Source organism: Sphingorhabdus contaminans (genome assembly GCF_007280415.1).
Classification (GTDB): Bacteria; Pseudomonadota; Alphaproteobacteria; order Sphingomonadales; family Sphingomonadaceae; genus Sphingorhabdus_B; species Sphingorhabdus_B contaminans.
In genome coordinates this window covers 1,598,158-1,620,975 of the sequence record NZ_VKKU01000001.1, presented here as the reverse complement: position 1 = coordinate 1,620,975, position 22,818 = coordinate 1,598,158, and the positions used below count along the sequence as shown (strand labels likewise).

At 54.9% G+C, this 22,818-nt stretch carries 24 protein-coding genes, 1 tRNA gene and 1 riboswitch; of the genes, 16 read left to right on the top strand and 9 right to left on the bottom strand.

Features of this window, described 5'->3' with window-relative positions:
• Nucleotides 1-117: 117 nt before the first annotated feature.
• On the top strand, nt 118-279 hold the full coding sequence (locus tag FOM92_RS15925) for a hypothetical protein (RefSeq protein ID WP_170226818.1): 162 nt from the start codon (nt 118-120) through the stop codon (nt 277-279).
• A 2-nt stretch (nt 280-281) separates the two neighbouring features.
• On the opposite strand, the gene FOM92_RS07825 is transcribed toward FOM92_RS15925, so the two are convergent.
• Nucleotides 282-1,013: a DUF1223 domain-containing protein gene (locus tag FOM92_RS07825; RefSeq protein WP_246087190.1), complete on the bottom strand. Its 732-nt coding sequence runs from the start codon at nt 1,011-1,013 to the stop codon at nt 282-284.
• Between the two features lie 81 nt (nt 1,014-1,094).
• A complete protein-coding gene (locus FOM92_RS07820; RefSeq protein ID WP_143776176.1) occupies nt 1,095-1,520 on the bottom strand; it encodes a DUF1801 domain-containing protein in 426 nt (141 codons plus the stop codon).
• Nucleotides 1,521-1,551: 31 nt separating this feature from the next.
• A riboswitch (yybP-ykoY riboswitch) is annotated at nt 1,552-1,739 on the top strand.
• A gap of 17 nt (nt 1,740-1,756) precedes the next feature.
• On the opposite strand from FOM92_RS07820, the gene FOM92_RS07815 reads away from it, so the two are divergent.
• The 5 genes from FOM92_RS07815 (at nt 1,757) to FOM92_RS07795 (ending at nt 7,632) form a co-directional block, all read left to right on the top strand.
• Complete coding sequence (locus FOM92_RS07815; RefSeq protein WP_170226817.1) at nt 1,757-2,323, top strand: TMEM165/GDT1 family protein; 567 nt, start codon at nt 1,757-1,759, stop codon at nt 2,321-2,323.
• A gap of 64 nt (nt 2,324-2,387) precedes the next feature.
• On the top strand, nt 2,388-3,605 hold the full coding sequence (locus tag FOM92_RS07810; RefSeq protein ID WP_143776175.1) for an argininosuccinate synthase: 1,218 nt from the start codon (nt 2,388-2,390) through the stop codon (nt 3,603-3,605).
• A gap of 12 nt (nt 3,606-3,617) precedes the next feature.
• Complete coding sequence (locus FOM92_RS07805) at nt 3,618-4,421, top strand: lipid II flippase Amj family protein (RefSeq protein ID WP_143776174.1); 804 nt, start codon at nt 3,618-3,620, stop codon at nt 4,419-4,421.
• Nucleotides 4,422-4,461: 40 nt separating this feature from the next.
• Entirely contained in the window at nt 4,462-5,817 is a 1,356-nt protein-coding gene (locus FOM92_RS07800; protein ID WP_211347360.1) for a methyltransferase family protein, read from the top strand.
• Between the two features lie 72 nt (nt 5,818-5,889).
• On the top strand, nt 5,890-7,632 hold the full coding sequence (locus FOM92_RS07795) for an N-acyl-D-amino-acid deacylase family protein (RefSeq protein ID WP_143776173.1): 1,743 nt from the start codon (nt 5,890-5,892) through the stop codon (nt 7,630-7,632).
• A 36-nt stretch (nt 7,633-7,668) separates the two neighbouring features.
• Here FOM92_RS07795 and dnaN read toward each other — a convergent pair whose 3' ends face one another.
• Nucleotides 7,669-8,784, bottom strand: coding sequence for a DNA polymerase III subunit beta (gene dnaN, locus FOM92_RS07790; protein ID WP_143776172.1), 1,116 nt, complete (start codon nt 8,782-8,784; stop codon nt 7,669-7,671).
• Nucleotides 8,785-8,926: 142 nt separating this feature from the next.
• Between dnaN and FOM92_RS07785 the strand changes: the two genes are divergently transcribed.
• The 5 genes from FOM92_RS07785 (at nt 8,927) to FOM92_RS07765 (ending at nt 13,655) form a co-directional block, all read left to right on the top strand.
• Complete coding sequence (locus FOM92_RS07785; protein WP_143776171.1) at nt 8,927-9,571, top strand: histidine phosphatase family protein; 645 nt, start codon at nt 8,927-8,929, stop codon at nt 9,569-9,571.
• Nucleotides 9,568-10,059, top strand: coding sequence for a hypothetical protein (locus FOM92_RS07780; protein WP_246087189.1), 492 nt, complete (start codon nt 9,568-9,570; stop codon nt 10,057-10,059). Before FOM92_RS07785 ends, FOM92_RS07780 begins: the two co-directional genes overlap by 4 nt.
• Nucleotides 10,060-10,104: 45 nt before the next feature.
• Complete coding sequence (gene rlmN, locus FOM92_RS07775) at nt 10,105-11,346, top strand: dual-specificity RNA methyltransferase RlmN (RefSeq protein WP_143776170.1); 1,242 nt, start codon at nt 10,105-10,107, stop codon at nt 11,344-11,346.
• A gap of 4 nt (nt 11,347-11,350) precedes the next feature.
• Nucleotides 11,351-12,319, top strand: coding sequence for a septation protein IspZ (locus FOM92_RS07770; RefSeq protein WP_143776169.1), 969 nt, complete (start codon nt 11,351-11,353; stop codon nt 12,317-12,319).
• A gap of 94 nt (nt 12,320-12,413) precedes the next feature.
• The gene (locus FOM92_RS07765; protein WP_211347359.1) at nt 12,414-13,655 is read left to right on the top strand and encodes an SAM-dependent methyltransferase; all 1,242 of its coding nucleotides are present in this window, start codon (nt 12,414-12,416) and stop codon (nt 13,653-13,655) included.
• Here the strand turns inward: FOM92_RS07765 and FOM92_RS07760 are convergent.
• Complete coding sequence (locus tag FOM92_RS07760) at nt 13,652-14,425, bottom strand: thioesterase family protein (RefSeq protein WP_143776168.1); 774 nt, start codon at nt 14,423-14,425, stop codon at nt 13,652-13,654. The two genes, FOM92_RS07765 and FOM92_RS07760, sit on opposite strands and share 4 nt — an antisense overlap.
• Before the next feature lie 122 nt (nt 14,426-14,547).
• Here FOM92_RS07760 and FOM92_RS07755 point away from each other — a divergent pair, with 122 nt between their 5' ends.
• On the top strand, nt 14,548-15,570 hold the full coding sequence (locus tag FOM92_RS07755; RefSeq protein ID WP_170226816.1) for an AraC family transcriptional regulator: 1,023 nt from the start codon (nt 14,548-14,550) through the stop codon (nt 15,568-15,570).
• Nucleotides 15,571-15,584: 14 nt separating this feature from the next.
• Here the strand turns inward: FOM92_RS07755 and FOM92_RS07750 are convergent.
• Together FOM92_RS07750 and cpdR are read right to left on the bottom strand one after the other, a co-directional pair.
• Nucleotides 15,585-15,659: transfer RNA gene (locus FOM92_RS07750), tRNA-Val, on the bottom strand.
• Between the two features lie 43 nt (nt 15,660-15,702).
• Nucleotides 15,703-16,080, bottom strand: coding sequence for a cell cycle two-component system response regulator CpdR (gene cpdR, locus FOM92_RS07745; protein WP_143776166.1), 378 nt, complete (start codon nt 16,078-16,080; stop codon nt 15,703-15,705).
• Between the two features lie 134 nt (nt 16,081-16,214).
• Here cpdR and FOM92_RS07740 point away from each other — a divergent pair, with 134 nt between their 5' ends.
• Together FOM92_RS07740 and FOM92_RS07735 are read left to right on the top strand one after the other, a co-directional pair.
• Nucleotides 16,215-17,084: an N-formylglutamate amidohydrolase gene (locus FOM92_RS07740; RefSeq protein ID WP_170226815.1), complete on the top strand. Its 870-nt coding sequence runs from the start codon at nt 16,215-16,217 to the stop codon at nt 17,082-17,084.
• A 284-nt stretch (nt 17,085-17,368) separates the two neighbouring features.
• Nucleotides 17,369-17,767, top strand: coding sequence for a hypothetical protein (locus FOM92_RS07735; protein WP_143776164.1), 399 nt, complete (start codon nt 17,369-17,371; stop codon nt 17,765-17,767).
• Nucleotides 17,768-17,812: 45 nt separating this feature from the next.
• On the opposite strand, the gene FOM92_RS07730 is transcribed toward FOM92_RS07735, so the two are convergent.
• The 3 genes from FOM92_RS07730 to FOM92_RS07720 all read right to left on the bottom strand — a co-directional run bounded on the left by FOM92_RS07730 (nt 17,813) and on the right by FOM92_RS07720 (nt 20,659).
• Complete coding sequence (locus tag FOM92_RS07730; protein ID WP_143776163.1) at nt 17,813-18,337, bottom strand: cytochrome b; 525 nt, start codon at nt 18,335-18,337, stop codon at nt 17,813-17,815.
• A gap of 49 nt (nt 18,338-18,386) precedes the next feature.
• Complete coding sequence (locus tag FOM92_RS07725; protein WP_143776162.1) at nt 18,387-19,166, bottom strand: SapC family protein; 780 nt, start codon at nt 19,164-19,166, stop codon at nt 18,387-18,389.
• A gap of 65 nt (nt 19,167-19,231) precedes the next feature.
• On the bottom strand, nt 19,232-20,659 hold the full coding sequence (locus FOM92_RS07720) for an FAD-binding oxidoreductase (RefSeq protein WP_246087188.1): 1,428 nt from the start codon (nt 20,657-20,659) through the stop codon (nt 19,232-19,234).
• Between the two features lie 118 nt (nt 20,660-20,777).
• Between FOM92_RS07720 and FOM92_RS07715 the strand changes: the two genes are divergently transcribed.
• Complete coding sequence (locus FOM92_RS07715; RefSeq protein WP_143776161.1) at nt 20,778-21,272, top strand: hypothetical protein; 495 nt, start codon at nt 20,778-20,780, stop codon at nt 21,270-21,272.
• 121 nt (nt 21,273-21,393) lie between these two features.
• Complete coding sequence (locus FOM92_RS07710; RefSeq protein ID WP_143776160.1) at nt 21,394-22,746, top strand: DEAD/DEAH box helicase; 1,353 nt, start codon at nt 21,394-21,396, stop codon at nt 22,744-22,746.
• Nucleotides 22,747-22,818 lie beyond the last annotated feature (72 nt).

The following is a 22,818-nucleotide window of genomic DNA, read 5'->3' as shown; positions in this document are numbered from 1 at the left end:
TCAATTTGCACGGTCATAATTTTGCATTAAATAGTGTTGATACGTTTTCCTTATGCGTTAAGACGCCCGGAAATGTAAAATCATCTTGCTATTTGATCCCTGGAGTTTTTCAGAATTATGGAAAGCAGGCTAATCATTGCCTACTCACTTTGTGCAATCCTGTTGCTCATTTTGGCAGCGCTGACGGTCCGTTATTTCAACAATCGTCGACAGTTCAAAATCCGGCAATCTGGTCGCGGCAAAACGACCAATGCCAAGGACAGCTTTCCCACCGAATAGCGTTAGAATGTCTTTGCCGCGATAATGGGTCCCGCACCCTGTCGCTGAACCAAGACTACATTTTTTAGGCCCTTTTGACTGGTCATCGGCCGCTTCAACTGGGTCGATACGCCGGACCACACGCCCAGTTTAGTCAGCGAGCGCACGATATTTTTGTGGGGCAGGGTACGGCCACTATTTTCGCCCGACCGGATCGCGACATTTTGCGTGCGCGGGTCATAGCTGACCAGCCAGATATTGGCAGTGCCGGTGCCTGTGCCAATCCGGACAGCGTCGGGCAAAATTTCGACCTTCGGTCCATCGGCAATGGGCTTGGCCGAACGCAGCGCGGTGGACAGTTCGCCTTTCCGGATGCCGGTCAGCGCCGTCTTGCCGTTGATGACAATTTGCGGGGTATAGACATTGGGATTACCCAATGCATGGGCATAGTCATATTGCCGCTGTGTGTAGGATTTATCGGCGAAGACATCCTTCCAGCCCAGCCGGTCCCAATAGGTAACGGCGAAACTGAGCGCGATAATCCCGGGCTGGTCTGCCACTGCGTTTACCGCCGCATTTGCCGGGGGACAGGAGGAGCAGCCCTGGCTTTGGTAGAGTTCCACAACAATGGGCATTTCTGCCGTGGCCGCCAATGTTGCTTGCTTTGCTTGCGCTTCAGGCATGATCTCGGGCTGCTCGGAGCAGGCCCCCATGGCAAGGATCATAGGCAGGGCAATCAGGGCGAGAGATTTCATCGGCTGGGTTTCCATGTTTGGACAATGGCAAGGGGCATCCTTGCCCCACCATTCGCAGGAAAATGGCCGCAGGTTACGACGTCACTCCGGATATTTTTCCGCCATCCAGGCCAGCGAACTGGTTACCAATTGCTCCAGAACGTCCGTGTCGACGTCGCTCAGGCGCTTGACATAGAGGCATGACTTGCCCGTTTTGTGCTTGCCCAGCTTTCCCAATAACTCAGTGTAACCCGCAAACCCGTCTAGAAGATAGAGCACCGTCTGGCCCTTGCGCGGCGAAAAGCCGATGCGGCACATGTCCCCCTCACGTCCGCTATCATATTTATAATGATAGCTGCCAAAGCCGATAATGCTTGGTCCCCACATTTTGGGCGGATGGCCCGATAGCCGTTCCATCATCCCCAAAATCTGAGCGGCATCTTCCTTCTGCCGTGGATCGGCCACCGATTCCACAAAGGCATGTGCATCGATTTCGGTGGGTTTGGTTTTGTTTTCGGACTTGGCCATCTTGCGTCTCCCTTCCAACACGCCTAGAGAATATCCCGTCATCTGGGGAGTAGCCAGTCGTTTCCACTCCGGAAACGGATTATGCATCAACATATTTGGCCGAGAGGTCATGGTGCATTTGGGGCCGCATGTGCGGTTCAAGGCGAGACCAATGGCACTGGCAATCCGTTCCGGTCGGGCGGGGTTGTTGGTGGCATTGCGTCTGAAACCTAACTGCCTGGCCTCTGGAATATCTCATGGAAGCTTTCTTCACGTCCACTGCCGTCGTTGCCTTAGCCGAGATCGGCGACAAGACCATGCTGCTTGCAATATGGCTCAGCACCCGTTTTCGCGCTCCTGTCCCGATCATCTTCGGCATATTGGCGGCCACCTTGATCAACCACGCTCTGGCGGCATTGGCAGGTCAGCAAATTGCGGGGTTACTTGACGCACCATGGTTCCGATGGGCCGTGGCACTTGGCTTTGTCGCTATGGCTTTATGGACATTGGTACCGGACAAGATTGACGAAAAGGACGGGCAGGTGTCGCATAAGGGGAGCGTTTTCCTGACCACGACGATCGCCTTTTTCCTGGTCGAGGTGGGCGACAAGACGCAGGTTGCCACAGTAGCATTGGGCGCCCATTACCATAGTGTTCTGGCCGTCGCAGCCGGGACGACTTTGGGGATGATGCTTGCGAATGTTCCTGCCGTATTTCTCGGCGAGGCTTTGGTAAAAAGAGTACCGTTGAACATCGTTCGTCTCTTTGCCGCCATGCTGTTCCTTTCGCTCGGAATTTGGCAGATTTATGAGATTGTGGGTTAGGGTTGCGCCCCCTGCTTCCCCCTGCTAGCCGCCCCGCATTGTCATTACGTGTCGAGAGGTCTTTATGAAAGATTCGGTCAAAAAAGTTGTCCTTGCCTATTCGGGCGGTCTCGACACCAGCGTTATTCTGAAATGGCTTCAGGTCGAATATGGCTGCGAAGTGGTGACCTTCACGGCCGATCTCGGGCAGGGTGAAGAGTTGGAGCCCGCACGGGCGAAGGCTGTGCTGATGGGCGTTCCGGATCATCATATCTATATCGACGATTTGCGCGAGGAATTTGTCCGCGATTTCGTATTTCCGATGATGCGCGCCAACGCGCGTTACGAAGGCGACTATTTGCTCGGAACGTCGATTGCCCGGCCTCTTATTTCCAAAAGGCTGATAGAAATTGCCGCGGAAACCGGCGCGGATGCGATTGCACATGGCGCGACCGGCAAGGGCAATGACCAGGTCCGGTTCGAATTGTCTGCCTATGCGTTAAACCCCGATATCAAGGTTATCGCCCCCTGGCGCGAATGGGATTTGACGAGCCGCACCCGCCTGATCGAATGGGCGGAACAGCACCAGATTCCGGTGCCCAAGGATAAGCGCGGCGAGAGCCCTTTTTCAACGGATGCCAATCTTTTGCACACCTCAAGCGAGGGCAAGGTATTGGAAGATCCGTGGGATGAAACCCCAGACTATGTCTATTCCCGCACGGTCAATCCGGAAGATGCTCCGGACGCACCGGAATATATCACCATTGATTTTGAAAAAGGCGATGGCGTTGCTCTGAATGGAGTGGCGATGTCGCCGGCAACTTTGCTGGCCGCGCTGAACGATCTTGGCCGCAAGCATGGCATTGGCCGTCTGGATCTGGTGGAAAACCGGTTCGTCGGCATGAAGTCGCGCGGCATGTACGAAACGCCGGGCGGCGAAATCTATGCGCGCGCCCATCGCGGCATTGAAAGCATCACACTCGACCGCGGCGCAGCGCATCTAAAAGATGAACTGATGCCGAAATATGCCGAGCTTATTTATAACGGCTTTTGGTTCTCGCCAGAACGTGAAATGCTGCAGGCCGCGATTGACCATAGCCAGGCGTTGGTATCGGGGACGGTCCGTCTCAAACTTTACAAAGGTTTAGCGAGTGTTGTTGGGCGCAAATCTCCTAACAGCCTGTATAGCGAAAAGGTTGTGACGTTCGAGGACGACGCGGGTGCCTATGACCAGAAAGATGCCGCGGGCTTCATTAAGTTGAATGCTCTTCGTTTGCGGCTGTTGGGTCAACGCAAAGGCTGATAGGCTAAGGCCATGGATTGGCCCCTTATCAACATCTGCCTTTTGACGCTGGTCATACATCTGATCGGCGCATTGGCCTATGCTGCCCGCATAGCCGGGGTGCGGACACATAAAATTGCCTTGTCGTTTGCATTGTTCAATGTGCTGGTGCTGGTTTCCCGTACATCAAACAGCTTTCTGGGGCCTTTTCTGGCAAAGCGGATTGAAAATGGGATCGTCAACGGGACCGGTGAACGGCTATTGCTTGATTTGCGGATTGTCCTTTTTTCGGCGACCATAGCAACGGTTCTCGGCGCATTGATGGTGCCTACCGTGCAGCGCTGGTTTGCCGCTGCCATTGGCGAATTTCACAAGCATCGGTCGGTGGGCAAGCTACTGTTCAGCGCATTTACGCCCCGGGGGCGCAATGTGGTGTTGAAATCGGTTTCCCTGCCCAAAGGTGCCAATGCCAAATCGCTCAGCAAGCCGACGGTGCTTTCCTGGCGTGTTATTGCAATGAATGTGGTGGCACAGGCGCTGTTGACCGTCGGTGTGATTGCCTCGCTTTATGCAGGTTATCTCTACCCTGAATTCCGCGTAACCGCGTCACAGCTATCGGCGGTGGTCAACGGCTTTGCGACAATCTTGCTCTTTGTGCTGATCGATCCCCAATTGTCGGTCATGACCGATGATGTTGTCGAAGGCCGTGTGTCGGAAGCCGACTACCGGCGCACCATCGTGTGGTTGTCCATGAGCCGCGTTGGTGGAACCTTGTTGGCGCAGGCATTGCTCCTGCCATCTGCGTGGTTAATCGTCTGGGTCGCTGCCCGGGTTTAAGGCACCCTTTTCTTAACCAATTTGCGCTAATGGACATGGCGTGAAGGACGACCAATTAGCGATATCTGAATCCAGACCAGTGTCCGCCGTCAGCACCGCTGTCGGTCTATGCGGTCTTTTGGGTCTGGCACTGGCGATCCTTATTGCCCGGAATTTCGGCTATATCATGGAAAATCTCGGTTTTTCAGGCTGGCCGGAACGCGCCGATGGTGCCTATTCCGCTATGGTGGCGCTCGCCTTTTGCGGGCTGCCAATGGTGTTGTGGTCGGTAATTGTGGACAAGGTGCACAAACGGCCATCCACCGGAATTGACTGGTCGCTAAAACGGCCTGTTGCCGATGTACTCGATATCAGCATCGTCAAAATTGCGGGACTTTGGGCCACATGGGGTGTGATTGCCGCAATTTATGGCCTGTGCCGTTTTTATTGGGACGGTAATTATCTGTTCTCGATGGAGATGTTCGAGGTGGCAGCCATTCCGCTCGTTCTGCTCTCCGTTGTCTATGTGGTTTGGCTGGATCGCTATCTGGTGAACCCTCGCGATGGTTCATGGCATTTCGGTGCGTGGATTGCGGGCCGTGACGATTGGGACAAAGACGAAATCTTCCACCATTTGCGGGCCTGGGCGGTAAAAGGGTTCTTCCTTGCGTTCATGATCTCCATCGTTCCGGGCGGTTTTCGTGACATTGTGAACATGAACTTTGCAGAAGTGGTGACCAATCCCGTCTGGCTGGCCAATGCGCTCATCACCGCAATGTTTCTGGTCGACGTACAATTTGCCACGGTCGGCTATATGCTGACGATGAAGCCGCTGGATGCGCATATCCGCACGGCCAATCCCTATCTGGCGGGCTGGGTTGCTGCGCTCATGTGCTATCCGCCCTTCATCCTGATGAACAATGGCGGACCCCTCGACTATCACATCGGCACCAGTGACTGGGCCTATTGGTTTGAAGGCCAGACGTTGCTCTTGTGGATTTGGGGCGGGTTGCTTGTCGCCTTGACGGGCATCTATGCATGGGCGACGGTAGCGTTCGGCCTGCGCTTTTCGAACCTGACCCATCGCGGCATATTAACGCACGGACCCTATGCCTTTACCAAGCATCCGGCCTATCTCAGCAAGAACAGCTATTGGTGGCTGGCGACCATGCCCTTTCTGGTCACGACCGGCAATTTGTCTGATATGATCCGCAACACCGCCATTCTCGCGCTTGTCAGCGCAATCTATTATTGGCGGGCAAAGACCGAGGAAAAGCATCTGATGTCGGACCCTGCCTATGCCGAATATGCGATGTGGATGGAACGTCATGCCCTGGTGCCCCGTTTCTTTGCCGCGTTGCGTGGCTTGGCCGGCAATCGCTTGCGCAAAGCACAGGACGTGCAGCCCGCCGAATAAACGGCATGGCAACATGCTTTAACCGTTCGATTAATGCTGCTATTCTCTACCACAGGATAGAGGAGAGTCGGCATGCATGATCTGGTTATACGCGGGGGAACGATTGTCGACGGGACAGGGGCCGCGCGCTATTCCGGCGACATCGCCATTGATGGCGGCGTTATTACCGCCATCGGCCATATCAGCACACAGGGTCGTGAAGAAATCGATGCCAGCGGCAAGATTGTCGCACCGGGTTTTGTCGATATCCACACCCATTATGACGGCCAGGCAACCTGGGACAGCGAGATGGCGCCGTCCAGCTGGCATGGCGTGACGACCGCTGTCATGGGCAATTGCGGCGTCGGCTTTGCGCCAGCGCACAAGGATAAACATGAATGGCTGATCGGATTGATGGAGGGGGTCGAGGATATTCCCGGTACGGCGCTGGCCGAGGGGATGAAATGGGATTGGGAGAGCTTCCCCGACTATCTCGATGCGCTGGAACGGCTGCCGCGGACGATCGACATCGGGACCCATGTCCCCCATGGCGCGCTGCGTGCCTATGTCATGGGCGAGCGGGGCGCGGATAATGAGGAACCGACCGAAGCCGATATAGCCGAGATGGCGCGATTGGTGGAAGAAGGCGTGCGTGCGGGCGCCTTGGGCGTTTCCACCTCACGCACGGTGTTGCACAAATCCATCGACGGCGAACTGGTGCCGGGCACGACAGCCACCGAAGCCGAATTGCTGGCGCTCGGCCGGGCGATGGCGCAGGCCGGGCATGGGGTGTTCGAACTGACGTCCGACCTGTTGCCTGAATGGGACGAATTTGGCTGGATGCGCCGCTTGTCCGGTGAAACGGGACAACCGATCGTTTTTTCGATGCTGCAATCGCCGATCAAGCAGATGCACTGGAAAGACCAGATGGCGGCCATGCGGGCGGCCAATGACAATGGTGCAAAAATTGTCGCTGCAATTGGCCTGCGGGGTATCGGCGTCATCATGAACTGGCGGGGAACGGTGCACCCCTTCATGCGCAAGCCAAGCTGGGACGCGATCAAGGATCTGCCGTGGGACCAGCAAAAGGCGAAGCTGTCCGATCCTGCGTTCAAGGCGCAGATGCTGGCCGAGGACAACATCCCCCCGCCATCGCCCGATATGGTTCCCTTCTTCATGCTGGTGACAGCGGCATGGGCCATGCAGTTTCCGCTGCTGGAAGACTTCAGCTACGAACCTACGCGTGAAGAGAGCATCTTCGGTTTCGCCAGTGCCGCGGGCAAGGAAGCTGCGGAATATGCCTATGACCAGTTGATGCAGGACGATGGCAACGGCATGATCTATTTGCCCATCCTCAATTACATGGACGGCAATCTGGATTTCACCAAGGAATTACTGGAATCGGAAGACACGCTTGCATCCTTGTCGGATGGCGGTGCGCATTGCGGCACCATCTGCGATGCTGCGGCGCCAACATTTTTGCTCAGCTATTGGGCGCGTGACCGCAAGGCAGGGACGATCCCCCTGGAACTTGCGATCAAACGGCAATGCCATGATACCGCTCGCCTGTACGGGCTGAATGATCGGGGCGTGCTGAAGCCCGGCTATCTTGCCGACATTAATGTGATTGATTTCGACAATCTCCGCCTGCAAAAGCCATGGCTCGCCTTTGATCTGCCGGCCGGAGGGAAGCGGCTGCTGCAGAAAGCTAAAGGCTATGTCGCCACGATCAAGTCAGGCGTTGTAACCTTCCGCGACGGTGCCATGACAGGGGCATTGCCGGGCACCGTTGTGCGCGGACCACAGGATATCGCAATGGCCGAAGCGGCCGAGTGAACTGATTTTAGGGACTGTTCGAGCGGGTTTGAGTGATCAAACCCGCATCGGCATCAGCACATAGAGCGCGCTTGATTTGTCATTCTCGCGAATGAGCGTCGGTGCGCTGGCGTCGGCGAGATGGAGTTCGACCACATCGCCTTCGATCTCGCTCAATATATCCATCAGATAGCGTGCGTTAAAACCGATTTCGAAGCCATCGCTTGAATATTGACCCGACACTTCTTCCGCTGCCGTACCGTTTTCGGGCGACGTCACGGAAAGGGTGATCTTGTCCTTATCCAACGCCATTTTGACAGCGCGGGTTTTCTCGGTCGCGATGGTCGCAACACGGTCGACACCCTGACTGAATGCTTTGGGATCAATCCTGAGCAGCTTGTCATTCGCGGTTGGAATGACCCGGCTATAATCGGGAAAGGTTCCGTCAATCAGCTTGGATGTCAGGATCACGCTGTCAAAGGTGAAACGGATTTTCGATGCCGACAGATCAACCTGAATGGAATTGTCGCCGCTTTCATCCAGAAGCTTGCGGATCTCGGCGACGCATTTGCGTGGTACGATGATGTCGGGCATGCCCTCTGCGCCTGCCGGACGGGGCAGGGTGACGCGGGCAAGGCGGTGTCCATCGGTTGCCGCGGCTTTCAACACCGGCTCCGCATCTTCTGTAACGTGCAGGAAAATGCCGTTCAGATAATAGCGGGTTTCCTCGGTCGAAATGGCAAAGCGTGTCTTGTCGATAATCTGCACCAGAGAGCTTGCCGGAATTTCGAAAGATGTCGGCAATTCACCTTCGGCAATCATCGGGAAATCATCACGTGGCAATGTCGCCAGGCTGAAACGGGCGCGACCGGCATTTACGGCCATGCGCCCATCAGCGGCATGGAGCTGCACCTGGCTGCCATCGGGAAGCTTGCGGGCGATTTCAAATAATGTGTGGGCCGACACGGTGGTTGCGCCGGGAATTTCAACATCGGCGGCAAAGGTCTCGACAATCTGCAAATCAAGGTCGGTCGCGGTCAGTTTGATCTGGCCGTTGCCGCTCGCTTCGATCAGGACGTTCGACAGAATGGGGATGGTGTTGCGCCGCTCGACAACCGATTGGACGTGGCTCAGGCTTTTCAGCAGGGTCGCGCGTTCTATCGTGGCTTTCATTCCAATTCCCCTAATCGGGCTGCCTGCCCGTAAATCCGCCGGAAAGCGCTATTCTTTCGGCGAATCTTCCTTAACCGCTTTGTCCACAAGGGCAAGTCGATAGCTTTTGCCATGTGCAATAAGCTGTGGAATAAGCGCCACCATGATTTCGACCGGGGGAAAAAGGGTTTTCATCGCACGGCACGGTGAAACTGTGTTCAACAAAATCGCGCGCATGCAGGGTCAGGCGGAGTTGCATACGCCGCTGACATGGGACGGCTGTGTCCAGGCAAAGCTGATGGGACGGGCGCTGCAGAATTTTCTGGGCGATGATCCCAGACCGCAACTTTGGTCCTCGACGGCAGGACGGGCGTTGCAGACACTGGCGTTGATTGCCGAGGAGATTGATGCCGACTGGCACAAGGCATATCGCGATGACCGGTTGCTGGAAATCGATGTCGGTACCTGGTCCAGTCGGACTTATGCTGACATTGCTGCGGAAATCGGCCCTATTGTCGATATGGAGCATCGGCTTTTCTCGGTCCGGCCCGAAGGGGGCGAATGGTATGATGATGTCGCGCGCAGATTGTCCCACTGGGTTGCGGAACAATCGTTCGAGCAGGACATGCTGGTTATCTGCCATGGGATGACAGCCCGTGTGTTACGAGGCGTAATGCTGGGGCAACCGTCGCTCTCCCGCTTCGATGCGCCCATCGCCCCCAGCCTGGCGCAAGGCAGCATGGTCATGATCCGCGACGGCGAAGAGCATTTGATTATCGATGGTGAAGGTTCAGGGGAGCGGGCGTGAGATTGCGCATCTGGCTGCTGGGTGCCGCAGTGTTGGCCGCGCCCCTTGCGGCCAAAGATCGATTGGGAGTTTATTACAGCTGGGCCGCATTCCGCGACGACACACCTCTGCGTTGCTATGCGATTGCAGCGCCCGAGGAAACGTCCGGAAAGCCAACCGCCAAAGCGTTTCTGTCGATCGGTTTCTGGCCAAAGCGCAATGTTACGCACCAGATTTATGTCCGGCTTTCCCGGGAGAGATCGAGCAACAGTGGCATTACCCTGAGTGCAGGTGGTCGTCGTTTCCGTTTGCGGGCGGAGGGTAATACGGGCTGGGCAATGGATCGGCGGATGGATCTCGCCATCATCGCTGCCATCCGCTCCGCCACCTCCTTGAGCGTGGAATCCATTGGCCGCGACGGGCGTTCCATCGTGGACGCCTATTCGCTTCGCGGCGCACCTAGCGCCATCGATGCGGCGGCGATAGGATGCGTTACCTCCGCCAAATAGCATCGCTAGCAATTTGCAGGCTACATCCCTATATCCCCGGCCATCATGCAGATTCCCGGCCATATTGATCCTGTCGTAACCCCGCGCGCCATCACTCCGCGTGCCGATGGTCGAATTGACCTCATTGGCCTTAGCCATTTGCAGATTCGGCAATTGTTCGAAGAATCCCAACTGGATGAAAAGGCGGCGAAGCTAAGATCTAAGCAGGTTTTTCACTGGATTTACCATCGGGGCGTAACCTCCTTTGAGGCTATGACCGATATTGCCAAATCAATGCGGCCTTGGCTTGCCGACCGTTTCGTGATTGGCCGGCCGGAAGTGGTCGAGGCGCAAGTCTCCTCCGACGGCACACGTAAATGGCTGTTGCGGACCGACGACGCACAGGATTTTGAGATGGTTTTCATTCCCGACGCGGACCGGGGGACCCTGTGTATTTCCAGTCAGGTCGGCTGCACGCTCAATTGCCGATTTTGCCACACCGGGACGATGCGGCTGGTGCGTAATCTGACACCGGGCGAAATTGTTGGCCAGGTCATGCTGGCGCGCGATGCTCTGGGTGAATGGCCCAAGGGCAATATGGCCAGTTCCGCCGATGAAGATGACGAAGATGACGACGTCGGCCATTATACCGCCGACGGTCGTATGCTGACGAACATCGTGTTGATGGGCATGGGGGAACCGCTTTATAATTTCGACAATGTCCGCGACGCGATGAAGATCGTTATGCATGGCGACGGGCTGGGCCTTTCGCGGCGGCGCATTACCTTGTCGACCAGCGGCGTTGTGCCCATGATGGCACGTGCCGGCGAAGAGATTAACGTGAATCTGGCTGTGTCGCTGCACGCCGTAACCAAGGAAATTCGCGACGAAATCGTTCCGATCAACCGCAAATATGGGCTGGACGAACTTTTGCGGGCCTGTGCGGAATATCCCGGGGTCAGCAACGCGCGGCGGATCACATTCGAATATGTCATGCTGAAGGATAAGAATGACAGTGACGAGGATGCGCGCGAACTGATCAACCTGATCCGGCAGTATAAATTGCCCGCAAAGGTAAATCTGATCCCGTTCAACCCGTGGCCGGGGGCGATTTATGAATGTTCCGATCCCGAACGCATTAAGCGGTTTTCGAGCATCATCTTTGAAGCAGGCATTAGTGCACCGATACGTACGCCGCGTGGACGCGACATCATGGCAGCCTGTGGTCAGCTGAAATCCTCGAGCGAAAAGAAGAGCCGCGCCGAACTTGACCGGCTGGCTGAAGAAAAGCAGGCGGCGCTCGGCTGAGCATATGAGCTTTACCTGGTGGCGATACCCGACCCGACGTTTCCGCGTTGACGGCATAGATTTTTCCGTCGTCAGCCGCGCAAAGGGGGACGGGCTGCATTCATCGCTTTCCATGCTTGGTGTAGAGCAGGCCTCGGACCGCACTCCGGTGTTCGGGCCTGACGCAGTCCGCAACCATTTTTTGAAAGCCTCACTTCCCGACGGACGGAGTGTCGAAGTGGAATTCGGCTATATCGGAATTTGGACCACAGGGATCGTCGCGCGACTGGATGGCCAGATCATCTATGAAAGTCACAAAGGACAGACGCCGGCCTATCCGGAAAAGTACCGGGATGCGGCAACCGAAAACAACAGTCTGTCGGCTAGTCTGAAAATGGCCCAGGGCACATCAGGTGCACCGATGAATGGCGGTGTATTCGCGAAGGAAAACAGGCTGCCCTTCGCGGTAGACGTGGCGACCGGCTTGTTATTCTACGTGATCGCCAAATTGACCGACCTTCAAACCGCCGCAATGGTTGGCGTGGTTGTCGGCATTGGATTGGTGCTGTTCCAGCGGGTCACCAAAATTGATGTGACCGGCGGCCTTGCGCTGTTTGGAATCGCGATGTTGTGTATTTCGGCAGGTCTGGCGTTATGGCTGAACGACGATGAATGGATAAAGTTGCGAGGTACCATTACGGGTTTGATTGCGGCTGGCATATTCCTGATCGACGGAATCCGCGGCGGACCGTATATCGGCAAAGGACTTGCACGCTATATGCCTTATTCCGACCTGAATCCGGGGCGTTTTGCCATTGCAATGGGAAGCATCGGAATCATCATGGCGGCGTTGAACTATGCTGCGGCCAAGTTGTTGACGACTGACAGTTGGCTTTTTTACACGACCTTTGTCGATACTTTTGTCGTCATTGGTCTGGTGTTCTTCGCCTTGCGCTTTGCGCGCGGGCAGAATCCACGGTCCGCAGAAAGATAAAGATTGCTTCAGGCGGGAAATTGCAAAATGCTGCCGTAACAATAGACGTGATAACAACGAAATAGGGGGGGACTTAACCCGAGGAATATCTAAAATGACGATGCTCGACCGCATTTTGAATGGCAGGATTAAGCAAGGTAGTCTCACGATCCTGTCTCACAAAGGCGAAGAAAGCCGTTATGGAGAGCGACAATCCGGCTGGCCTGATGTCACGATGCGGATCAAGTCGTCGTCAGCTATTTCGCGCATTCTGCTCAACCCCAGGCTCGGAATGGGCGAAGCCTATATGAATGGCGATGTGACCATCGACAATGACGACATCATGGGCTTCATCGAAATCATCCGGAGAAATAATCTGTGGGAGAATGGCGGAGAAATCGGTGATCCAAAGCCATTTCGCAAATGGATCCGGCATCTTGCACGCCCGTTCACGCAGCTTAATTCGCTGGCAAACTCCCAGGCGAATGTCGCACATCATTATGACGTTTCGAACGATTTCTACCGGCTCTGGCTTGATGATGACATGCAGTATAGCTGCGCTTATTGGTCGGAAGCCGACGACAGTCTTGAACGCGCCCAACTCGCCAAAAAGGCCCATATTGCAGCAAAACTCGCCCTACAGCCGGGACAGAAAGTGCTCGACATTGGGTGCGGCTGGGGAGGGATGGCGCTTTATCTCAACCGTGTTGCGAATGTCGAAGTATTGGGGATCACGCTCAGTGAAGAACAGCTGAAGCTCGCGCGGGAACGGGCGGATGCGGCCGGGGTGGCCGATAAGGTCCGGTTTGAACTGCTGGACTATCGTGTCCTCGCTAAACGCGCGCCGGGCTATTTTGACCGGATAGTCTCGGTGGGCATGTTCGAACATGTCGGCGTACCCCAGTTTGAAACCTTTTTCCGCGCCTGTGCCAATCTGTTGAAAGATGATGGTGTGATGTTGCTCCACACGATCGGGCGGATGGGAAAGCCTGGCGCGACCGATGCATTCACCCGCAAATATATTTTCCCGGGCGGTTATATTCCAGCTTTGTCGGAAACACTCGCCGCTAGCGAGCAGGTGAAGCTGATTCACAGCGATATCGAGAATCTCAGACTACATTATGCGCTGACGTTGCGCGAATGGTACGCACGGGTGCACACGCACCGTGAAGCTATCGAAGCCCAATATGGCGAGCGATTTTTCCGGATGTGGACGTTCTATCTTGCCGGCGCGACCGCTGCGTTTGAATCTGGCGGGATGTGCAACTACCAGATCCAATATATTCGCAACCGCCGCAGCCTGCCGATCACACGGGATTATATTGCACAGGCCGAGCGAGACTTGCTGGCCCGTTAGACAAAAATCGCGACAGACTGCATTCCGGTCAGCATAGGTAGGCCTTCGCTGTTCCATGCGGTCATATACTGGCTGCTGGCCCCGTTGCCGGCCTGATGGGTTTCACTTTCAAGAAACCACCAGCCGTTGCGGGTTGCCGGTGCATCGGTCAGCATGTTGATTTGCCAGTTCATCGAACTGACCATGCCTTTTTCTGTCATCAACCCCATAGCCGAAGGCGGCAACGCGTCCCCGATGCAGAGCAGTTCCGCCACATGGTCCAGTCCGTCATGTTCGGTAAAACGGTGCCAGCTCGACAAACGGTTTGTTGCCATGCCGAGCTCCAGTCTTTTGTCGGGATATTGCATATGCCCGGTAAAAAACTCTGGTGGGCCACTACGCGCATTTTCGTCGGCTGGAATTGGTGGGAAAACGGGGCGAGAGAGTCCTTCATAGGCCAGATGACTGGCGCGGCGGTTCATGAAGATGAAGGTGCAGGACAATCCGACACCGTCAGAACTGCGGATTTCCGATTTCACGAATGCCGTGTTCTTGCCTCTGCGCAATATGGTCGCAGTCACCTCGACATCTCCCGCCAGGGGACCGACAAATGCGATCTGTGCGGACTGCAACGGTGGCAGATCTTCTGCCGACAATTTCGCTGCCTGATAGGCAAGGGCAGAGCTCAGTCCGCCATAGGATGTCCGCCCCTGATGCCAGCTGGGCGGTATCGAAATTGTATGGCTCGACGCGTTCGGTTGGAATTGTTCCAGAATGGCAGCTAGGTTCATAAGGCGGGCTTAGCGAGAGATATTTTGCCCCGCAAGCCTTCCGAAATCGGACTTGCCTTTGGTTCCGGGGCATGTTCAATCCTTCCGCTACGGCATGCAGGAGTAGTCGCATATACAGGTGGGTGAAAACTTTATCGCAAGACGCCCGAGTGCTTGCGCCGGACACGATCTCTGCCAGCTTGCTTGTTCGTATATTGCGAGCGGCAGTTGCCGAAGGGGGCGACAAACGGGCGTTATTGTCCGCCGTAGGCATTGACGAGGCTCGCCTGCGCAACCCGCTCAGCCGCCTCTCGGCTCCCTTGGCGTTACGCTTTTTCAATGTGGTGGAACAGCATTTCAAGGACCCGTCGATCCATTTGCGGCTCGGCGAAAAGGCCGCCATGCAGAATTTTTCGGATCTGGGTTTCGCAACACGGCTCGAGGCAAATCTGGCATCGGTTATCGAGGCAAATGTCGGTATTCAGATTTTGCGGCAGAATATATATCGCACGACATTCGAACCGACAGGCAAGCCGCCCTTTCTGACATGGGAATGCCACCCCGACTTTGTCGTGCCTTATGCCCCGATGATTGAATTTTCGGTGGCTACCTATGCCCGGTTATCGCGGCAGATATTGGGCGAACGACCATTGCTGCGCGCATTGCATTTTCAGCATAAGCCAAGATTTGCAGTCGCGAAATATGAGGCTGCCTTCGGTTGTGCCGTGGAATTCTCAAAGCCGACAACACGCATGGAGATCGCAGCGCGTCAGCTGTTTCGGCCATCTCCCCTTGCAAACCCGCGCCTTTTTGATGCGGCCATACAACGATACCAGCAACCGGCCGACTGGATGGCGCAGGGGCGGCAGCATCTTGCCTATAGCTATTTCTATCTCTCCACCGAAATCGACAAATCGCCCCCGACTTTGGACCGAATGGCCAAATCATTCGGAATGAGCGAGCGCACCTTGCGCCGTAAATTGGTGGAGGAAAATTATCCTTTTCGCGAACTGGTCGATCTTGTGCGGCAGGATCTGTGCAAGCTCTATTTTATGGAGGACCAACGCTCGTTAAGCGAAATTGCCCTGCTGCTCGGCTATAGCGAATTGTCCGCCTTCACGCGGGCATATAAACGCTGGTTCGGGCACGCGCCGAGCAAAAGTTGACATAAGGGGGAAAATGGTGGGCGTAGCAAGGATTGAACTTGCGACCCCTGCGATGTCAACACAGTGCTCTACCACTGAGCTATACGCCCACGCTGCGGCAGCCTCTAGCGGGGCTTGCCGTATCATTCAAGCCTATTTAAGCTCGCCGAAGCTTTCCTTGGCGAACAGACGTTCGACCTCTAGCACCAGATCCTTCAGATGGAAGGGTTTGGACAAGATTTTGGCATTGGGCATCGACTCGCCTGCGCGCAATGCGACGCCTGAAAAGCCTGTGATGAACATGACCTCGGTCTGCGGCGATACCTTGCTGCAATGGCGCGCCAGTTCGATACCGTCCATTTCCGGCATCACAATATCGGTCAGCAGCAGGTCGAAATGTTCGCTCTCCAACAAAGGCGCCGCTTCTGTTCCGCGGTCGACTGATACAACTTCATATCCGGACCGCTCCAGTGCCCGCGCCAGATATTCGCGCATTGCCTGTTCATCTTCTGCAAGCAAAATACGGGTCATCGAACGTCCTTTTTCTTACTGCGCGGAATCAAATGCGCATCACATCGCTGTCCCATAACCGCAGAGTTTTAATTTTTTACACCAAAACCGCTAAAATGTGCCAAGACATCGATAAGGTAGCAGGACGATGTGAAATGACCATGACGGAGAAGGACGGATTTACCGTTTACGGGAAACAGCAATTGTCGCTTCCCGTTCTCCTGTCCGTTCCGCATGCTGGTCGGGATTATCCGGAAATTGTGTTTCAGTCTTTGAGGCTACCGCGCGAGTCGCTCATCCGACTAGAGGATCGTTACGCCGACCTTCTGCTGCGTGCGTCGGTCGGCAGTGGAATTCCTGCCATTGTAGCGCACAAGGCCAGGGCCTGGATCGACCTCAACCGGGACGAGCGCGACCTTGACGTGGAAATGGTTCGAAGTGCGAACGCGGCGGATTATCCTGCGCCGGGTCTCAAGCAGCGTGGCGGACTTGGCCTTGTACCAAGGCGACTGGCTGGCGATGGAGATATCTGGAAATGCCAGTTTGAGATGGCAGATATAAACGCCCGTATTGAAAGCTACCACCGGCCCTATCATGCCGAAATTGATGAGCTGTTGAAGCTTATGCACGCGAAATTCGGGGTCGCTATTCTGCTTGATCTGCACAGCATGCCACCCATCCGGCAATCGCAGAGTGGTACGCCGCCGCAGTTCGTGGTGGGAGATCGTTTCGGGCAGAGTTGTTCTTCACCCTTTTCTGAGCTTTTGGTGGAGCAGATCCGGCTGTCGGGATATCGCGCGGCATTGAACCATCCTTATTCCGGCGAACATATCCTTCGCCGTCATGCGCGACCGCGATCCAATGTTCATGCGTTGCAGTTGGAAGTCGATCGTTCGCTTTATCTCGATTCGAACCTGCGTGAACCGACTCACCTTCTCGGTTCCATTTCGTTGTTGGTAGCCAATCTGGCTCGTGCTTTGGCAAAGCAAGCTCTTGGCTCTTCAACGCTGATCGCGGCGGAATAAGCCGCTTCCCGCCCATAAAAAAACCACCCCGAATAAATTCGGGGTGGCCAAGGTTCAGGGAGGTGGTGCCGCCTAACGGCACCCATAGGACGAAAATGGGAGGGGATATTTCCGTCCTGAACCAAGAATGGGGAGGTTATGTTTCAAAATCAAGTCTGACCGACGAATATTTTACAGATGTTGGGGTAAAAAGAGCATCTGACAAGCAAAGAGCAATGAACTGTGAAAATATTTATTGATAATGAGAATGATTATCAATAAATGACAGTTATAGGAGATCGTTCATGCTCATCGACCTGTTCGTCCAACGTCCGCTAACACTTTTGGAAATGCCGGCGTCGGATGCCCGCTACATTTTGGCCGCACGCAGTTGGTGCCTTCTCCGCAAGTCCGCCATGGACCTCCATGGCAGGTTGCTAAACTATCTTCATTCTGAACAGCGAGCGGTCCGCTTCAGTTTGTTCATGGAAACAATGACGCAGATCTGGCCTGAACCATTCGGGTTACATAGGCCATGCTGCGCTACGCCAAGTGTGGATGAAATGGTTATGGTGCAGGCACTAAGGTGGGCATCGCTACGCAACCGTCCACAATTTGAACGGTTGCTTCACGAAATGCTGGGCGATGACGCACGTGATCTGCTCTTTACCCAAGCCCTGGCGCTCACTGAACATCGATATTAGACATGTTCCGGGGGAGCTTGTTCCCGGGTAGTTGTCTAGATCAACTTAAGGGAACATTCGCTGCAGGAAAGGAAGCCGATCGATAAACTGATGCTTGAGCGCCGCCAGAATGTGAAGGAAGATCAGAATTACCAGCGGCTTGGTTAGAATTTCATGACCTTCATGACCGACGCCCGACAGGGCTTTGCTGTCTGAAACGGGTAGATCGACCGTAAACAGACCAAAGAAATCGACGGGCGGTGCGCCAGGGCTCGCAGATACCATGAGCCAGCCCGTGACAGGGACAGCGATGATCAGAAAGTAGAAAAGCGCGTGGACCGCTTTCCCAAGCGTGCTTTGCCATCCAGTTAGTTTTTCTGGCAAGGGAGGCGGCTTGTGCCCGATGCGCCAAAACAGGCGGAATACGGATAGCGCCAATATTGATATGCCGATCGCTTTGTGCGGATCCATGTAAGCGGCGCGTGCCGCACGCGGAAGATCTTCGGCCATGCTTGCCAAAGCTACATTGGCAACAATCAGAATTGCGATGATCCAATGCAACGCAATGGCGGTTTTGCTATATTTTGTCATGCCGTCACTCCCCCTCAAGAAACGAAGTGACGGCATGATAAACCTAAAATCAACCGGTTGGCAATTCCGTCACTTGCGGCACCTTACCTTGGGCTACCTGAACCGCAAATACTTCGCGCATCAGCTGGAGCGAGAAGAGATGTGCATGGATGAGGGCTAGAATGCCGTTCTGGTTCAACTTGCGAACCGCATCACCACGCAATTCACGCAGTTTGTTTTCATCAACCATCTTGAAGCCGCGATAGATGTAAGGCTTCTCAAGACCTTCCTGCTGGATCGAAACTTCGCCATCCATCAGCAAGTCGAGCTTTTGCAGTTCTTCAACAAAAGCGTGGGTCTGTGCACCGGCATTTTCAAAATCTTCGCAGAATTTCAAAATGGCTTTGGTGTTTTCGCTAGGCTGCGTGCCTTCAAAAAGAGGCGTACCTTCGTCAAATTCACCAACAGCGCCCGATGTGGGGTCAAAGCAAAGCGACAGTTCGTCCGTGTCGGGACGCAGCTTTGCCAGCATGAAAGGATAGCGGCGAATATAGGCGGGCACATAAACCGGGCGGTCGAACTGGCCTTCGTCGTTCATGAAGGTATTTACGCCCTCATTCATACCCATGAGAACCAAAGGAACAGGATTGTCCGACGCCGAAAAGATGATCGGATAATTCCGCGATGCGGGAACAAATTCCTCGATCGTCAGCGGAATGGCGTGCTGGCCTTCCATGAACTTCGCATTTTCAAGCATACGCGACTTCCAAGTCGCATGCTCATTGCTGTTGAGAGGAACTAGGTCCTTGTAAAGAAGCGGCAAGTTAGCGGCTTGGGGCGCGGTGGCCATCGGAAACTCCATATGTTGTTATTGCGACAAAAATTTGATGCGGCGCTTTAGGCGGACAGGGGCATTTACGCAAGTGGAACAAGTTTTCCCGGATTCATGATGCCCAACGGATCGAAAGCATTCTTGATGGCTTTCAAGGCGGATAGGCGTGTTGGGTCCGTCAAACGTGCAAACTCCGCTATTTTTGCCTGGCCAATGCCATGTTCAGCAGAAAGAGAGCCCGCATAGGCGAGAACGCGGTCATAGATATGGGATGTTATCGCCTTTCCGTCCGTTGCGTACCAATGGGCTGTATCGACATCCGGCGGTGCCTTGACATGAAAATGTATGTTTCCGTCCCCGAGATGACCAAAGGCCACGGTTTTTGTCCCGGGCCATTCTCGCTCAATTACCGGCGATTCTTCGATAATGAAGCGGGACATCGCGGCGACCGGGACGCTGATATCATGTTGCAGCGCGGGGCCTTCGGCACGCTCCGCTTCTGCGATCGAGTCGCGAATTTTCCAGAAGGCTTCGGCCTGTGCCTCACTACTGGCCAGGGTAGCATTCTGGATCAATGCGGCTTCAATTGCTTGCTCGAGCAAATTGGTTGCAAGCGTTGCGGGCGCAGTCTGGCTCGGGTCATCCTGCACGAGTTCCATAAGCACATGCCAGCGGTGTTCGGTTTCCAGAGGGGCTCTTGTGCCCGAAATGTGCTTTATAACTGCGTTGAGGGCCCTCTGCGGAAGTATCTCAAATCCTTCCAGCTTTTCGCGCGCCTGTGTCTGCATGAACAAAAGAAGGCGATAGGCATCATCAGGGCTGTTGACCCCAACCCAGACGACGCAGCGGTCTACCAAGGCGGGTACGGTTTGAACAATTGCGGATGTCACAATACCGATAGTTCCTTCGCCACCGATCAGCAGATGTTTCAGGTCATAACCCCGATTGTCTTTTTTGAGCGGTGACAGGCCATCATAAATCGATCCGTCTGGAAGGACGGCCTCTATACCGGCTACTAACTGACGCATTGTGCCATGCCGAAGAACCTGCGTGCCGCCGGCATTTGTCGACACGAGCCCGCCTATTGTGGCTGATCCCTTTCCGCCCAGTGTCAGGGGAAAACGACGTCCTTTCGCCGAAGCGGCTTCATGCAGATTCTGTAAAATGACACCCGCCTGGCAATGGACCAGCCCGTTGTCGGTATCGAAGGCGAGTATCTTGTCCATACGACGCAGGGACAGGATAATCTGGTTGCCACTGCCGTCCGGGGTAGCGCCTGCGACCATGCCGCTATTCCCGCCCTGCGGTACAATTGCGGTCCGGTGCCGTGCCGCCCATCGGACAATTTCCGCAACTTCGCGCGTATTCGCGGGGGAAACCAGCGCTGCAGCACGACCGGTATAGCGACCACGCCAATCTGTCAGCCACGGCGCCATAGCATGCGGGTCGTCATTAAACCCTTTAGGCCCCAAAAAATCCTTCAATTCCGACAAAACATCTATATTTGCCACAACCTGTTCCAAATCATTGACAGCGGCCCGGACTTGCCCAATTCATACCCTGTTCAACCCTATCGGCTAAAGCCGTCCGAACTTCAACTCGATACCGGATTCACTTTTGCGCATTGCCTTGTCCATCATAGTCTTGGGAATTGCTTTGACGACGGTGTCGCGGGATGCACTGGCGCAAATCGAAGTTGTGCCTTCGGATAATGCCTTCGCTCCGATCCTGCGGTTAAAGGACCGATTTTATCAGGTTCGTGTCGACCAGCGCGTTATCGTTCGTCTTCCAAGCCAGTCTTTTGCACCGATAAGTGCGCCTGCTGCCAAAGCGAAAAAGCCGTTGGTCGTAAAATATAAAGAGCAAAAGATCGGCAAGTGCCTGTGGATCGACAAGCTCGCAGGGTCACGTCCGGGGACAAAGGATACGCTCGAACTTTTGACCCGTGATGGTGTGCTGATCCGCGCCTATCTCGGCGATGGATGTCTGGCCCGCGAATTTTACGCCGGTGCCTATATGGAGCGACCCTATGACGGGAAGCTGTGTGTCGACCGTGACATGTTGCACGCCCGCACGGGCGCAAAGTGCGAGGTCGATAAGTTCCGCCTGCTTGTTCCGCGCTGACCAGCATAGCCGATACCGCCAATTTCCTTGACATTTGTGCCCCGGCAGACCAAAGGCCGCGCAAGCCAAGACGCGTTTCGGCTGCGTTGTTTGGCCTTTTTCGCTTTTCCGGAACAATTATATGCGTTTTGCCGATATCGGCTTGTCTGATGAATTATTGAAGGCCGTTACCGAGGCTGGCTATGATGAGCCGACCCCCATACAGGCCGCTGCTATCCCTCAAGTGCAGATGATGCGCGATCTGATCGCCATTGCGCAAACCGGAACAGGAAAAACCGCCAGCTTTGTGTTGCCCATGATTGATGTGCTCGCCAACGGTCGCGCCCGTGCCCGTATGCCGCGAAGCCTGATTTTGGAACCTACCCGGGAACTCGCGGCCCAGGTGGCTGAAAATTTTGAAAAATATGGAAAATATCACAAGCTTTCGATGGCGCTGCTTATTGGCGGCGTGCAAATGGGTGATCAGGTAAAGGCACTTGAAAAGGGTGTCGATGTTCTGATCGCGACGCCGGGCCGCCTCATGGACCTTTTCGAACGCGGAAAGATTTTGCTGACGGGGTGCGAGATGCTCGTGATCGACGAGGCCGACCGGATGCTCGATATGGGCTTCATTCCCGACATCGAACATATCTGCACTAAGTTGCCCACGACACGGCAGACATTACTGTTTTCGGCAACAATGCCGCCGCCTATCAAGAAACTGGCCGACAAGTTTTTGTCGAACCCGAAATATATCGAAGTGGCACGCCCCGCCACGGCCAACACCAATATTGAACAATTCCTCGTCAATGTGGCGCCGATGAAAAAGCGGGAAGTGTTGCGCGACCTTATTCGTAGTGAAAATGCATCGAATGCGATCATTTTCTGCAACCGTAAAACAACCGTTCGCGAATTGAATACCAGCTTGCAACGGCACGGAATGCGATCGGGCGAGATCCATGGCGACATTGATCAGGCCACACGCCAGAAACAACTGGAAGCGTTCAAGAACGGCGATATCGATTATCTGGTCGCGTCCGATGTTGCGGCGCGCGGACTTGATGTCAAAGGCGTGAGCCATGTTTTCAATTTTGATGCGCCCTGGCACCCCGATGATTACGTGCACCGGATCGGCCGCACCGGACGGGCAGGGGCGAAAGGCCGGGCATTTACCTTCGTCACCAAAGCGGACGAGGAAGCAATCGAGAATATCGAAAAGCTGATTGGCAACAAGATCACCCGCCTTGGCAAGGTCGAAGCGCCTGCTGCGGAACAAGATGAAAAGGCGCCCGCCAAACGCGGACGCAAAGCGGCAGCCCCTAAGGATAAGGTCGAAAAGCAAGAAGAGGCGAAATCGCCCCGTGCCACAAAGCCGGATGCCCCGAAGTCCGCGCGTGCGAAGTCCAAGCCAGCGCCAGCGCCCGACGCGGTGGTGGGCGATGACGGCTGGAACGGTCCGATGCCCGGATTCCTGAGCGTAGGTTTCGGTAGCTAGAAGTTTTTGAAATGCTGATAAAGAAAAGGCCCGCATCGCTGCGGGCCTTTTTTTGTAGTGCTATTCGCGATC

What these genes read in the sequence shown, in the direction of transcription:
- FOM92_RS15925 (WP_170226818.1), top strand. Translation starts at nt 118, where the DNA reads ATGGAAAGCAGGCTAATCATTGCCTACTCACTTTGTGCAATCCTGTTG.
- FOM92_RS07825 (WP_246087190.1), bottom strand. Translation starts at nt 1,013, where the DNA reads ATGAAATCTCTCGCCCTGATTGCCCTGCCTATGATCCTTGCCATGGGG.
- FOM92_RS07820 (WP_143776176.1), bottom strand. Translation starts at nt 1,520, where the DNA reads ATGGCCAAGTCCGAAAACAAAACCAAACCCACCGAAATCGATGCACAT.
- FOM92_RS07815 (WP_170226817.1), top strand. Translation starts at nt 1,757, where the DNA reads ATGGAAGCTTTCTTCACGTCCACTGCCGTCGTTGCCTTAGCCGAGATC.
- FOM92_RS07810 (WP_143776175.1), top strand. Translation starts at nt 2,388, where the DNA reads ATGAAAGATTCGGTCAAAAAAGTTGTCCTTGCCTATTCGGGCGGTCTC.
- FOM92_RS07805 (WP_143776174.1), top strand. Translation starts at nt 3,618, where the DNA reads ATGGATTGGCCCCTTATCAACATCTGCCTTTTGACGCTGGTCATACAT.
- FOM92_RS07795 (WP_143776173.1), top strand. Translation starts at nt 5,890, where the DNA reads ATGCATGATCTGGTTATACGCGGGGGAACGATTGTCGACGGGACAGGG.
- dnaN (WP_143776172.1), bottom strand. Translation starts at nt 8,784, where the DNA reads ATGAAAGCCACGATAGAACGCGCGACCCTGCTGAAAAGCCTGAGCCAC.
- FOM92_RS07785 (WP_143776171.1), top strand. Translation starts at nt 8,927, where the DNA reads ATGATTTCGACCGGGGGAAAAAGGGTTTTCATCGCACGGCACGGTGAA.
- rlmN (WP_143776170.1), top strand. Translation starts at nt 10,105, where the DNA reads ATGCAGATTCCCGGCCATATTGATCCTGTCGTAACCCCGCGCGCCATC.
- FOM92_RS07770 (WP_143776169.1), top strand. Translation starts at nt 11,351, where the DNA reads ATGAGCTTTACCTGGTGGCGATACCCGACCCGACGTTTCCGCGTTGAC.
- FOM92_RS07765 (WP_211347359.1), top strand. Translation starts at nt 12,414, where the DNA reads ATGACGATGCTCGACCGCATTTTGAATGGCAGGATTAAGCAAGGTAGT.
- FOM92_RS07760 (WP_143776168.1), bottom strand. Translation starts at nt 14,425, where the DNA reads ATGAACCTAGCTGCCATTCTGGAACAATTCCAACCGAACGCGTCGAGC.
- cpdR (WP_143776166.1), bottom strand. Translation starts at nt 16,080, where the DNA reads ATGACCCGTATTTTGCTTGCAGAAGATGAACAGGCAATGCGCGAATAT.
- FOM92_RS07740 (WP_170226815.1), top strand. Translation starts at nt 16,215, where the DNA reads ATGACCATGACGGAGAAGGACGGATTTACCGTTTACGGGAAACAGCAA.
- FOM92_RS07735 (WP_143776164.1), top strand. Translation starts at nt 17,369, where the DNA reads ATGCTCATCGACCTGTTCGTCCAACGTCCGCTAACACTTTTGGAAATG.
- FOM92_RS07730 (WP_143776163.1), bottom strand. Translation starts at nt 18,337, where the DNA reads ATGACAAAATATAGCAAAACCGCCATTGCGTTGCATTGGATCATCGCA.
- FOM92_RS07725 (WP_143776162.1), bottom strand. Translation starts at nt 19,166, where the DNA reads ATGGCCACCGCGCCCCAAGCCGCTAACTTGCCGCTTCTTTACAAGGAC.
- FOM92_RS07710 (WP_143776160.1), top strand. Translation starts at nt 21,394, where the DNA reads ATGCGTTTTGCCGATATCGGCTTGTCTGATGAATTATTGAAGGCCGTT.